The following is a 13,194-nucleotide window of genomic DNA, read 5'->3' on the forward strand; positions in this document are numbered from 1 at the left end:
AAAATTCTCATCAGTTTTAGAAGCTCTCTGCGAACCTCTGCTTCTCTGCGAGTCTCTGCGTAATTCTTCTCTTTTTCCTCTCTGCGAACCTCTGCCCCTTTGCGAATCTCTGCGTCATTCTCCCCTTTTTTCTTATCTTGCCTCTATGTTTAAGAAAGCTTTATCTCTTCTCATTTTAAGTCTTCTACTATATACAACAAACTGTTTCAGTCAAAATTTTAGATTGGGCATAATTGGCGGCCTAACTTCTAGTCAAATTAGTGGTGATGGAATTTATGGATTTTCCCAATTTGGAGCAATTGCTGGTGCGGATGTAAATTATAAATTCAATGAAAGCTGGTCTGCATCTTTTGGTTTACAATTCAATCAAAAAGGTGCTCGGAATTTTCAATCGCAAACAGTTTATAGTGCCTATAGATTAAGAGTGAATTACATCGAAGCTCCAGTTATGGTGAATTATCATCTTAATAAATTACAATTCAGTGCAGGATTATATCTCGGCGTAAAAGTCAATCAGAAAGAAAGGAATAGTTTTGGAGCTGTTGATCCTGTGAGAAATTTTAAGTCATTTGATTTTGGTGGACAATTGGGAGTTAATTATGAAATCAAAGAAAATTGGCAATTAGAATTGCGTTTTCAGAATTCATTAATTCCAGTTCGAGATCATTTGGCAAATCAAGTTTATCCGCCGAATCTTTTTGTCTTGGGTAATTGGCACCAGAAGATTTTGGATCAAGGACAGTATTATACGAGTTTGAGCTTGGTGGTGCGGTGGAGTATTTGAAAATAATTTCACCTGTGGTGAGAATTTTTTCCCGCAGATTTTCGCAGATCTTTTTGGTTGGGTGATTGGCACCAGAAGATTTTGGATCAAGGACAGTATTATACTAGTTTGAGTTTGGTGGTGCGGTGGAGTATTTGAAAATAATTTCACCTGTGGTGAGAATTTTTTCCCGCAGATTTTCGCAGATCTCGCAGATTTTTTTTGGTTGGTTGGTTTGGTTGTTCGGAGGGTTTAATCCCATAGGTTTTGTCAGAATTCATCATTCATCACTCATAATTCATAATTACCTCAAACCCTTTTCACGAATGAACGCGTTAACAATTAAACATTAATAATTAACCATTATTTTCACCTTCCTTTAATTCTTTCCCAAAGCTCTCCCATCAATTTTTTTCCATCAGAAACATCTTTTTTGGTTTCTTCAAAATTGATTGTTCCATCTTTATTTTCAATGATTTTATATTGGAATACAAAATTTGTTGCGTCTTCTTCTGTGCTGAGTAATCCGAATCGTAAATCGTTGTAGAATAAATCTCCGTTTTGTTCCAGAATGGTGAACCAACCTTTCGAAATATGAATCATTCTTTGCATTTTCTCATTGTCCATTAAATGGCCTATTAACTGGTGGTTTTTCGGGTAGCTGGAGAATTGAATTGCGCTTTTATCGAAGAAAGAATAATTTCCAATTAAGAAATCTTCTTCTCTTTTAATATTGGCTGTCCAAAGAATAGTATTTAAAGGAGCTGGTTTAGTATCAATTTCTTGATAAGTTATATTTTGGTTTTCCAGTGCATCTGTAAATTGAAAAAACGATAATCCTTTGAGGAGAAAAGTTAAAGCTAAATAGCTTGAACTAATTATTAATCCCGTTCGATTATATCTTTGGCGTTTCGGCGAATCCTTTTTCTGGAACATTGCCAAGATGAGAAAAAACAAAAATGGTAAAGTGTACAATGGATCAATTACAAAAATGGTTTTGAAAGCCAATCGAATATCAAACGGCCAAAAAAGTTGCGTTCCCCAAGTAGTGTGTGCATCAAGAATTGGATGTGTAAAAAGCGCCCAAAAGAATAACATTGACCAACCTTTTACGGATTTATAAGAATCTATTTTGGAGACCAGAAATCCAAATATCGGGGCAAAAACTATGGAGAAAAGTATGGAGTGCGTGAAGCCACGGTGAATTTCCAATGCTCTTACAGTATCTACAAAAAAAGACGAGATGATATCTAAATCTGGAATTGTTCCTGCTATTGCACCATAAAACATAGCTCTATTGCCAACTTTTTTTCCTAAAACAGCTTCTCCAACTGCGGCGCCCAATACAATCTGTGTCAACGAATCCATAAAACCTTATGCTGATATTAAAGTGAAATAATTTTGCAAAACTAATAATTAAAACAAGCGTTTAGATGAATGGTTCGATTGCTTTACAATTTCAAAGTGTACTGCAACATCAAAGTACGCGGCGATTCAATTTTCAATGGACGTAATGAATAACTATTGTTCAATAAATTACTGCAAATCAAAGCCAACTTGTGCTTTTTATTGAAGGCATAACTTACACGTGCATCGATAATCCAAGTTCCATTGTTATTGGCTTTAAAGTAATCCATGTAGCGAATATTTTGGATCGTTTCCACCATTTGAGTAATCTCTTCAAATTCGGCAATCACACCATCCATATTCTCCATTTTACTGAAATACTTTAATGAGCCACCAATGGAGATTTTCTCATTATAATCCCAGAAAACATCCGCTTTTACATTGTGAAGAAATCTGTATTTTAGAATTTGTCGACTCGAATCTAATGAAGTATTGTTGTATGTATATTCTTTCGGCTGAACTGGGTGTTCATCAACAGCATAAACAGCATCAGGATTCAATGTGGTTGGAAGCACATAGTTATACCCGAACATAAAAGTGATCTCATTTTTTTTATTCAACTTCGCTTTTCCGGAGAATGAAGCATCAATTCCGATTACTCTTGATTTTCCTGTATTTAAAAACTTAAATCCTGCACCAAATGGACTAGATAGATCCCAAAACCCAAATAAGTATTCTATTGTATTATCATATTCTTGCCAAAAACCTGCGATATCAATATAACCGTAAATTTTTCCAATTTTAACGCCCTGTTTTATTCCAACCTCACTGTTTGTTGATGTTTCAGGTTTTAAATTTGGATTAGCGAAAACCCCAAAATTACCTACTCCAGTTTGGATAAAGCGTTCTGTAATTGTTGGAAATCTATAGCCTTGTCCATAAGACATTCGCAAATAGGTTTCTTGATGCAGCTTTATATTTCCTCCCGCTCTAAAAACAGGTTTGATTGCTGTTTCATTTCTATTTAATTCGAAATATTCTAATCTTCCTCCAACCGAAATATTTACTATTTCCCACATTTTCTTCTCCAATTGTGCATATCCAGAAACATTTAGCAATGTGTTTTCAGGCGATCCTGACCCAGCATACATTTCTGCATAGGAATCTGTGTAAGTCGAAGAAAGTCCACCAATAAATTCAATTCCAGCTAACTTTGCATAAGAACGTTGAAATTGATAATCGAAATAATATAATTCTGATTGATTACTTTGTCCAGCGGTAATGTCATTATCTGTATATAAAAACCTTGCTCTTAATCGGTGCTTTGAGCCTGAATCTAAATTCAAATCTAAATAAGGATCTATATTGAAAATGGTTTGTTTCTGTAAAAATGTTGCACCGGGATAACCTTGGTACAATCCTGAAGTATCATTAAGCCAAGAATAAATCATTGGAGATTCACTCAACATTCCATTTCCATTTAAACCATAAGATAATCCTTTTAATTTTTTCGAACGGCGACGAATATTAAAATTGATTCTCGCACGTTTAGAAATCATTTGTTCGTTGGTGAAATTTGAAACCGTATCGGGAAATGATTGTGCAATGTATGGATCCAATCTCGGAGCTCCGATATAACCTTCGTCATAATTCAAATTCCCACCAAAAGTAATATCCCAATTCCCCATTTTTCTGGAATGTAGAAAATTAGCTCCCGAAATTAAAGAGGGTCGATTGTCTTGCCAAATTTGACTTGAATCACTCGGATAACTGTAAAATCCAGTGTAAATATTAACTTTTGTCAAAGGATCATTGGAAGGATATTTCGTTCGAATATGAATTGCGCCAGAAAGCGCAGAACTTCCAGAAAGAACAGATCCAGCACCTTTTACAACTTCAATTTGTTTGATATTTTCAACAGGAATAAATCCCCATTCTGGACGTCCAGCATCACCTGAAAGCAAAGGCATATCATCAACGATAACAGCAACTTTACTTCCCACTCCAAAAGTAAATCCACTTCCTCCTCTTATTTGTGGCTCACCATCCATGATGTTCAATCCCGGCGTTTGATCCAAAATTGTTTCAACACTTCTTGTGTTTTTACTTTCTATAATTTCTGGCCCTATGATTTCTAAAGAAACAGTAATGTCTTCGGGACGTTTATCAAATTTCCCCACACGAATTTCTACTTCATCAAGTTCTGTAAAACTTCCGTAATTTTTTAAAGTGATATTGTGTTCGACAAATTGATTGGCCACTACATCCAAAGTAAATGTATCGGTTATCTTATCTGTAAAGCGACAGATTATTTTATTTCTACCTTCAGGAAGTTTTAACTTGTAGTTCCCTTCTAAATCGGTTGAAGCACCAAGTGTAATATCACCTCGATAAATAACTGAAGCACCAATCAAAGGTTTGCCTTTTTCATCCACAACCTGACCAATAACGGTTCCTTCTTGGCTATAGCTTAGAAAAGTAAGACAACAAAATATGAATAGTAAAAACCTCATAGAAAACTGATCTATTGATAATCAATTATTGTTGAATGTAAAGTTTTTTGGTGAAGATCTCATTCTCAGTTTGGATAAGAATAAAATAAATTCCTGAATCATGATAGAAAGGAGTTTTCGCATGCGCATTTCCAGATTGAATCACTTTTCCAGTTACATCTGCAACTTGATAGGTTACTTTACTCTGGTTTTCTACATCAAAATATAAAAATCCTTTTGATCCATTTACAGCAATATCTTGTTTTGAATAAGCATCAATTCCTAGTGGATTATAAATCAACTCCAAATCGTCGATTGCTAATTTTGTTCCGGCTTTAGAAATTGTGCTATCTCCAGCGGCAATTGTAGTCAAGATATATTGAGAAATATTAGTACTTAAGTACTTGAATGGTTGTGAGAAACGCGTCCATTGGGTTTGCGGGGTTGTAAAATTATAGCGCACACTTCCTACTTCATTAGCTATTGTAGTTGCGTTTCTTGGAAGTCTTGCACTTGTACCGCTGTGTAAAATGATTTCTATCTTTCCGGAATCTCCAGCTACTGGCGCATACTTATACCAACCCACTAAACTATCTGGTCGGCTAGAAAATGCGGTGTTCCATTTTTGATTTCCTGCGTCTGTGAATACATAACCATTACTTGGAGTAAAATCTGCATGCACTCTTCCGTTGGTGATAATTCCATTGGCCTGAATTCCTGCTTGGCTTTTAACCTCCAATTCTATGGCATAATCCCCAGTTCTTCCAGAGATTTCGGTTAACACATTAGGCGCGAAAGAGGCCAATGCATCAGCTGTTTTTAATGAACTCCAATTGCTTGGTTCTGCTGTAGCAGTTCCTACATCGTCCCAGTTTTCGAATCCAGGATTTTGTAATTGTTGTTGCGATATAGAGATATTTGCAAGTAAAACTGCAGAAATAATGAGTAGTGAATTTTTCATTTTCTTACCTATTGATTTGTCTACAAAAATACATTTTATTTAGTCCAGAAGGAGCCAAAAGAAAAAAGACTCAAAAAAAACTGGATCTTTCGTGATAAACACGGGATCTAAGTCCTTTCTGAGTCAACTCTGCAAGAGAAAGTTTGCCTGTTAAAATTGAACCCCTTCAATAAAAACCCAAACAAACTATCCTATTGACGAAGCCCAAGATCAAGAGGTTGTTTCATTTTGAAAAATAATTAAATAAAGTTTGAAAGATTCAAGGATTCAAGAATTCAAAGATTGAAGAGCAATCCGATGACTATAGTGTCGAAGGCAACAATTAAAGGGTTTCACAACTTCACAAATTAACGATTTTACGATTTCACAAATTAACAAATTAACAGACCTTAGCATCTCTCACTTTACATTCTGTTTAATAAGCAATAGTTTTGGAACTTAATCAAATTAATACAATATGAAAATCACAACAATTCTATTAGCTACCGCATTAACAATTGGCGCAACAACTGCAATTGGACAAGAGCAAATGTTGCCGGCACCAGTTCAGGAAATAGCACCAAGTGTATCTGATAAAGAACTAGAAAAATTTGCAAACATATACCTTGAGGTGCAAGCTGAAAGTCAAAAAATGCAAGAAGAGGCAGTCGAGATCATCCAAACTGAAGGAATGGAATTGGAGCGATTCAATGAAATTTCTAAAGCTGAAAATGATCCAAATAAAGACATTCAAACAAGTGGAAAAGAAGAAGAGCAGATTGCTAGTATCAGCGTAAAAATTCAAGAAATACAAACTGAATTCCAAGCGTTAATCACAGAGAAGATACAAAACGAAGGTTTAACTATTCAACGTTATCAAGAAGTTTATGCCGCTGTTCAACAAGACCAAGAACTACAACAAAAGATAGGTCAAATGATTAATAGCTAAAATATTTTTTTATATTAAGGCACTTAAAAACAGAGGTAAATGTATATTTACTTCTGTTTTTTTTATTTAATCCGTAGATGTTCCCGTATGGAATAACTATATTTAATCAAAATTATAAATTATGAAAGCGCCGTTTAACTTATTCAAGTGGATTGAAGACAATAGAGGATTACTAAAACCGCCAGTCGGGAATAAAAATCTTTATGTTGAAGCGGGAGATTTTATCGTTATGATTGTTGGTGGACCCAACTCAAGAAAAGATTATCATTATAATGAATCAGAAGAATTATTCCTTCAAATTGAAGGGGATATAACCGTAAGAATTCAAGAAAAAGGGAAAGCTAAAGGTGTTCAAATTCGTGAAGGCGAATTATTTTTACTTCCTGCACGCACACCACATTCACCGATTCGTGGTGAAAACACGGTGGGATTAGTAATTGAAAGAGTTCGAAAAGGAACAAATCTTGTTGATGGTTTAATGTGGTTCTGTGAATCTTGCAATCACCCATTAAAAACGTATAAGTTCAAATTAGAAAACATTGAAAAAGATTTTCTGCCACGATTTAAAGAATTCTATAGTTCAGTAGAAAATAGAACTTGCGATAATTGTGGAAAAATAATGGAAACTGACGAACGTTTTATTTAAGTAATCGTTAATAGATTCTGGCATTGGAAATTGAGTTGATTAGTTTTTTCGATATTATGGTTGGCTCTTGTTGGCTAATACTTCTGATGATTTTCTTCTGGGTACTGCGCTTGTTAAATCAAGATCAACCACATTATAAAATTTTCTATCCAGCTATGCTTTTCAAATTAGGCTTCGCAGCTATATTTGCAATTACCTATACGCTAGTTTTGGAAGGAGGTGACACCACTGCATATTGGGCAGGTGCTGTTAAATTAAATCATTTATTCTGGGACAATCCACAGTCCTATTTCATGGAAATGATTCAGGTTCCTTCTCATGACACTGTTCGTAATTATTTCAATGAACGAACTGGATACCCTCCCTCCTGGATATATAAAGAACCCGAAAGCTTCTTTGTGAGTAAGATTATTTCATTATTCACTTTTGTGACTTTCAATAGTTATTTGGCAATGACATTAATCAGTGCTGCAATAGTTGGAATAACCTCTTGGAAGCTTTATGAATTGGTGAAAGATTTTACTTTTTGCAAACATTGGTTATTGGCTGGCGCAACCTTATTTATTCCAACAGTAGCTTTCTGGTGTTCAGGCATATCAAAGGACACCTTCGTTTTAGCAGCATTCCAAACAATAGTTTACATCGCATTTTCTTTATTACAAAAAAAGAAAAAGTTTAATTTTAAATACTTTTTACTCCTCTTCATTTCTATATTTTTCCTCTTCAAAATGCGTGATTTCATGTTAGTTGCAATCGGTGTTCCGCTAGCCGCTGTATTATTGGTGCGTATGTTAAAAAACATGCAAAACAATCCTTTAGTAATATGGACTTTTCGTATTGTTTTTACTGCGCTATCAATAGGGTTAACGCTAGTTTATTTGCAGTCTATGTCCGATCAAATTGCAGAAAGTGCCTATCTTGAAGAACTAGCTGTTGTGCAACAAGATTTTGCCCAAAATGCGCTTTACACTGGTCCAAAATATGATTTAGGAATTACCGATTATACACCTATTGGGATTCTAAGCGCTGTTCCGATTTCAGTATTGACCGCTTTTTATCGCCCATTCCTTTGGGAAGCCAGTAGTGCCTTTTTACTTCTCAGTGCTTTTGAAGGAATATTTTTAATGGCTTTAACTTACGGTTTCATATTTAGATCGGGTGGAATTAAGAAACACTTCAAGTTTATTCGAACACAAGAATTCTTGATCTTCGCAATTCTATTCTCTTTAATACTTGGGTTTTTCGCTGGATTTACTTCTGGATTATTTAATGTTCTCATCAGATTCAAAGCTCCATTTATGTCTTTTATTATTCTCTTTTTTGCGGCTCGCCGGCCTAGAGAAATAGAAGATATCAAACAGCAAGGACAAGTACCATAGGATTAGATGAGAATAAAATTCTATAGTAATAAAAATAGTGGACGTTAGATGTTAGACACAAGACTTTTTAATCTTTGTCTTGAGTCTAACATCTAACTTCTATTGTCTGATAAACGTTTTTAGAAGACATAACGAGATGCACTAATCCAGATGGCTTTTCAGGAGCGTATTTTCAACTATTTATAAACCACTTAACAATAAATTTTCTGGTTCTACCCTGATTTTAATGGTTAAACCATTAACCTTTCCATTTTTGAGTTCAAATAACTGCAATACATGGGTTTAATATTTTCAGTTCCAGAGGAACGACATATTAATAGATATGAATGAAATCCATCTCTATACAAACCCACCGAAATCGGTATAATTGCATGCAATTATACCGATTTCGGTGGGTTTGTTTTTTGTTTATTGATAACCAAGTACACTAGTGTACTTGGCTATTAATATGTCGCTCCTCTGGAGCTAGTTATTTAAGGAATGAATAATTATTGATAAATATTTTAGAATCCATATTGTATGAGTTCCCATTAAAATAGTGGTAGAACCAATCTTCTTAACGATAAAAACAGATATCTGGATTTCCTAAAGAGAAAGTAAACATTATTCCAAACATAGAATACCAGTCTTTCGTCTCCGCATTTCCACGACTTCCTGTCATTTGAATTTCAGATGACGATCTATCAGATAAATTAGCGGCAATATTCCCATTTTGTTGGGCTAGCTCTGCTGCATTTAAATAATCTCCTTTTCCAACATCATCCAAATAATCTGTAAATGTTTTTCGGATTCCATATTCTAAAGAAACAGCAGCTCTTTTACCTAAATTAACTTTAAATCCTATTCCAAATGGAATAACTAATTGCGTTAAAGGATATGCATTTTCACCTGTAAGTTCACTGTTTTGACCTTCTGTTCCGATGTTTTGCAAACTCACCATTTCCCCTTTATAATCTGTCTGTGGATCCATTTTAAAAACCCCAATATCAATAAACATATAAGGTGTGAAGAAATATTCTTTATTCCCTAATTTATAATTTACATAATTGAATTCTAATCCTCCAGCGACTTCAAAAATTGAAGATTCAAATGAAAGATTTCTCGCTATCTGATCTGCTTTTCCTGATTCTGAGTCATAGCCCTCAATGGTTCCATAGCGAAGTGTTCCACGCAATGCTAATCTAGAATTAACATGAAATCTATAAATAAGTCCAAACGATAAATTTGTATTATTGAAATGTTCGTACTTGTTCAAATCTCCAATATAATAACTTCCACCAACCATAAAGCCCAGTTCAGAGCGTGATCGAAAATTTTCGATTTGCGCATTAACAATGCTAGAGGTTAAAATAACCAATAAACTAATCAGTACTATTTTGAAAATGAATTTCATTCGGAACAACTTAACGACAAAATTAGATAATTATTGTTGAAAATCTATTAATAGTTGAAACGGCGCGTAATTTTATACTTAATTGTAAATACAGACTTAATTATAAAATGAAAATAAGGACAGTAACATTAATTACCTTATTCGATTTTTTGGATCCAATTTAGACATTTACTTTACTCATTCCGCTGATCAATTCCCCACATCATTTTCTCACGAATTGTCTTAAAGAAACCGTTTTCACTAAACTTCACAACGTTAATTGTAAAATCTGCTTTCACCAATCTAATTTCAGTACCATTTTTCACAGGTTTCGAATGTGAATCTAATGTCAGTAAGAAATTTCTATCTCTTCCTATCGCTTTCAAAGTAATTGGAATATGATCTGGAACAATCACAGGACGCACATTCAAATTATGTGCTGCAATTGGGGTTAAGAAATGAACTCCACAACTTGGGTAAATAATTGGACCACCACAACTTAAACTGTATGCAGTAGAACCCGTCGGCGTACCTACCAACAAACCGTCAGCCCAATAAGAGTTCAAATATTCTTCTCCTAAATAAGCCTCTACGGTAATCATAGAAGCAGTATCCTTTTTATGAACCGCTAATTCGTTTAATGCTAAATTGCGATCGCCAAAAATATTTTCATCTGTTTCTACTTGAATTAAAGAACGCTTTTGAAAAGAATAATCTTTCTTCTGAATCCTTTCGATTGATCTTTCAAAATCAGCAGTATTGGTGTCAGCTAAAAAACCTAATCGTCCAGTGTTTATTCCCAAAATAGGAACGCCACTTGAACGCACATAGCTTACACATTTCAAGAAAGTACCGTCTCCTCCAATACTAATTGCCATGTCAATTCCTGTAATGAAATCGGTATGACTACTGAAAGTTTGGTAACCATCCTTCAATCCAATCTGCTGTTTTAATTGCTTATAAAACTCTTCTTCGATGATAGGATTCCAATTCAAATCTTCCATCTGCTTGAAGATCCTATTGAAAAATAGAACCTCGTGTTTCATTATTTTACGAGAATATACTGCTACATTCATTGTTTAAAGATTCAAATAATTCATTAATTCGTCATAACGGTCTTTCAAATCGTCGTGGTAGCTATTGCGTTGAAAACTTGCTTTCACATGATAATCATAACGCTCCAATGCTTTGATCACTCGACCCAATTCCAGTTGATTAATTTTAAGTGTCAATTCTAAATTCTTCGACATCGCATTTGATGTAATAAAAGAACTTAAAATTTTAGCATTTTCACTTTCCACAATTTGAGAAATCTGAGCAAGGGAATAATCCGAATCGCTCATTTCTAAAACTATTATTCCACCAGCTTCTTTTATACTTCCGGTAGAAGCGATATTTTGCATTAATTTAGAAATACTGATATTTCCCAAATAATGTTCTTCGTCATCTAACACAGGAACGACTGTTAAATGATCTATCGAAGCAATGTTCAATACTTCATAAACGTGAGAAGTTCCTTTCACATAAGGGCGCGGCAAATGGCTAAACAATTCTGTGAGTGTTAATGAAAGATCGGCTTTATCCAATAAATCATCTTCGGAAACTAATCCTACAAAGCTCTCATCTTTAAGCACAGAAAGATGATTCACCTTGAATTCATCCATCCATTGTAAAGCTTTTTCCCCAGTATCCGTATGTCTTAACGGCGGGATTTCATCTGTAATTAATTCAATTCCTATCATTGTATTGACCAAAGTAGTAATTCTGCGTTAATGTATATAACTTTGTGCTAAAAATTAATTGTAACATGGCAAAATTAAGCGTTAATGTTAATAAAATAGCAACAATTCGTAATGCCCGTGGTGGCGATGTTCCTAATGTAGTTCAAGTTGCTAAAGATTGCGAACGTTTTGGTGCAGAAGGAATTACCATTCATCCACGACCAGACGAAAGACACATCACTACAAAAGATGTTTACGACTTAAAAAAAGTAGTAACAACAGAATATAATATTGAAGGATATCCTGATGAACGTTTCATGAAATTAATCGAAGAAACGCGTCCTGCGCAAGCAACCTTAGTTCCAGATGGACCAGATGTTTTGACTTCTAATGCAGGTTGGGATACTATAAAACACAAAGAATGGCTAACTAAAATTTGCAAACAATTATCTGAATGGGGAGTTAGGTCATCCATATTCGTGGATACAGATCACAAAAATATCGAAGGCGCTAAAGCAGTTGGTGTAGACAGAATTGAATTGTACACTGGACCTTATGCAGATGATTACGAAAAAGACAGAGATGCAGCGATAAAAGAGTATGTTTATGCAGCTGAATTAGCAAATGAATTAGGCTTAGGAATCAATGCTGGACATGATTTAAGCTTAGACAATTTAGCATTTTTCAAACAATCTATTCCGAATCTAAAGGAAGTGAGTATTGGTCATGCTTTAATTGCAGATGCACTCTATTTAGGATTAGAAACTACAATTAAGAAATACTTAGAATTGCTTAAATAATTAGAAAACATTAAGAAATGGAATTACATTTTAAACAATTTGGAGAAGGAAAAGCATTTGTCATTCTACATGGACTTTTTGGTTCATCAGACAATTGGCAAACACATGGAAAAAAGCTAGCTGATTATTTTGATGTTTATCTAGTAGACCAAAGAAATCATGGGGAATCGGGCTGGAGTGAAGAATTCAGTTATGATATCATGGCAGATGATTTACATGAATTTATCCTAGCAAACGACCTCAAAGAAATTATTCTGATGGGACATTCTATGGGTGGAAAAACAGCCATGCGTTATGCTCAAAAGCATCCTGAAATGATTGAAAAATTAATCATTGTAGATATGGGAGTAAAGGAATATCCGATTTCTCATGATGGAATTATCGATGGATTAAAATCAATTGATTTATCAGTTGTTGATTCTAGAAGTGGCGCCTCAGAACAATTGGCAAAATACATTAACAATAAATCTATTCGTCAGTTTTTGTTGAAGAATTTATATTGGAAAGAAAAAGGCCAATTGGCTTGGAGTATAAATCTTCCAGTTTTAGAAAACAAGCTCTCTGAGATCGTGAAGGCTCTACCAAATGAAGAAACAATGGTAGAGACATTGTTTATCGCAGGAGGACAATCAGATTACATTATACCTGAAGATCATGATAGCATCAGAATTCTCTTTCCATTGGCAGATTTCTACACAATAGAACGCGCAGGACATTGGATTCATGCAGAAGCTCCTGAGGAGTTTATCGAAGAGGTTTTGGGGTTTGCACTGAGATAGTTGGTT

Annotated in this window: 12 protein-coding genes; 6 read left to right on the top strand and 6 right to left on the bottom strand. The window is 34.6% G+C overall.

Going from position 1 to position 13,194, the window contains the following annotated elements:
* Nucleotides 1-145: 145 nt before the first annotated feature.
* Nucleotides 146-784, top strand: a complete 639-nt coding sequence (locus tag ERX46_RS07430) for a porin family protein (RefSeq protein WP_130093232.1) — start codon at nucleotides 146-148, stop codon at nucleotides 782-784.
* Nucleotides 785-1,132: 348 nt separating this feature from the next.
* On the opposite strand, the gene ERX46_RS07435 is transcribed toward ERX46_RS07430, so the two are convergent.
* The 3 genes from ERX46_RS07435 to ERX46_RS07445 all read right to left on the bottom strand — a co-directional run bounded on the left by ERX46_RS07435 (nucleotide 1,133) and on the right by ERX46_RS07445 (nucleotide 5,563).
* Complete coding sequence (locus ERX46_RS07435; RefSeq protein WP_130093233.1) at nucleotides 1,133-2,131, bottom strand: metal-dependent hydrolase; 999 nt, start codon at nucleotides 2,129-2,131, stop codon at nucleotides 1,133-1,135.
* Nucleotides 2,132-2,214: 83 nt separating this feature from the next.
* Complete coding sequence (locus ERX46_RS07440) at nucleotides 2,215-4,623, bottom strand: TonB-dependent receptor (protein ID WP_130093234.1); 2,409 nt, start codon at nucleotides 4,621-4,623, stop codon at nucleotides 2,215-2,217.
* A gap of 25 nt (nucleotides 4,624-4,648) precedes the next feature.
* A complete protein-coding gene (locus ERX46_RS07445) occupies nucleotides 4,649-5,563 on the bottom strand; it encodes a T9SS type A sorting domain-containing protein (protein WP_130093235.1) in 915 nt (304 codons plus the stop codon).
* A gap of 457 nt (nucleotides 5,564-6,020) precedes the next feature.
* On the opposite strand from ERX46_RS07445, the gene ERX46_RS07450 reads away from it, so the two are divergent.
* From ERX46_RS07450 to ERX46_RS07460, 3 genes are all read left to right on the top strand, one after another.
* Nucleotides 6,021-6,491, top strand: a complete 471-nt coding sequence (locus ERX46_RS07450) for a DUF4168 domain-containing protein (protein ID WP_130093236.1) — start codon at nucleotides 6,021-6,023, stop codon at nucleotides 6,489-6,491.
* A gap of 121 nt (nucleotides 6,492-6,612) precedes the next feature.
* Nucleotides 6,613-7,137 (top strand): 3-hydroxyanthranilate 3,4-dioxygenase, encoded by a 525-nt coding sequence (locus ERX46_RS07455; protein ID WP_130093237.1) that lies wholly within the window; start codon nucleotides 6,613-6,615, stop codon nucleotides 7,135-7,137.
* Between the two features lie 155 nt (nucleotides 7,138-7,292).
* Nucleotides 7,293-8,516 carry a hypothetical protein gene (locus tag ERX46_RS07460; protein ID WP_130093238.1) on the top strand — a complete coding sequence of 408 codons (1,224 nt, stop codon included), beginning with the start codon at nucleotides 7,293-7,295 and terminating at the stop codon, nucleotides 8,514-8,516.
* Nucleotides 8,517-9,072: 556 nt separating this feature from the next.
* Here the strand turns inward: ERX46_RS07460 and porG are convergent.
* The 3 genes from porG to ERX46_RS07475 all read right to left on the bottom strand — a co-directional run bounded on the left by porG (nucleotide 9,073) and on the right by ERX46_RS07475 (nucleotide 11,630).
* Nucleotides 9,073-9,909 carry a type IX secretion system protein PorG gene (porG, locus tag ERX46_RS07465; RefSeq protein WP_130093239.1) on the bottom strand — a complete coding sequence of 279 codons (837 nt, stop codon included), beginning with the start codon at nucleotides 9,907-9,909 and terminating at the stop codon, nucleotides 9,073-9,075.
* A gap of 173 nt (nucleotides 9,910-10,082) precedes the next feature.
* On the bottom strand, nucleotides 10,083-10,964 hold the full coding sequence (locus ERX46_RS07470) for an NAD kinase (RefSeq protein ID WP_130093240.1): 882 nt from the start codon (nucleotides 10,962-10,964) through the stop codon (nucleotides 10,083-10,085).
* Between the two features lie 3 nt (nucleotides 10,965-10,967).
* Nucleotides 10,968-11,630: a CBS domain-containing protein gene (locus ERX46_RS07475; protein WP_130093241.1), complete on the bottom strand. Its 663-nt coding sequence runs from the start codon at nucleotides 11,628-11,630 to the stop codon at nucleotides 10,968-10,970.
* Nucleotides 11,631-11,695: 65 nt separating this feature from the next.
* On the opposite strand from ERX46_RS07475, the gene ERX46_RS07480 reads away from it, so the two are divergent.
* Both ERX46_RS07480 and ERX46_RS07485 read left to right on the top strand, forming a co-directional pair.
* Nucleotides 11,696-12,409 (top strand): pyridoxine 5'-phosphate synthase, encoded by a 714-nt coding sequence (locus ERX46_RS07480; RefSeq protein ID WP_130093242.1) that lies wholly within the window; start codon nucleotides 11,696-11,698, stop codon nucleotides 12,407-12,409.
* 17 nt (nucleotides 12,410-12,426) lie between these two features.
* Complete coding sequence (locus ERX46_RS07485; protein ID WP_130093243.1) at nucleotides 12,427-13,188, top strand: alpha/beta fold hydrolase; 762 nt, start codon at nucleotides 12,427-12,429, stop codon at nucleotides 13,186-13,188.
* The last annotated feature ends 6 nt before the right edge of the window (nucleotides 13,189-13,194 follow it).

This window comes from Brumimicrobium glaciale (assembly GCF_004152935.1).
Classification (GTDB): domain Bacteria; phylum Bacteroidota; class Bacteroidia; order Flavobacteriales_D; family Crocinitomicaceae; genus Brumimicrobium; species Brumimicrobium glaciale.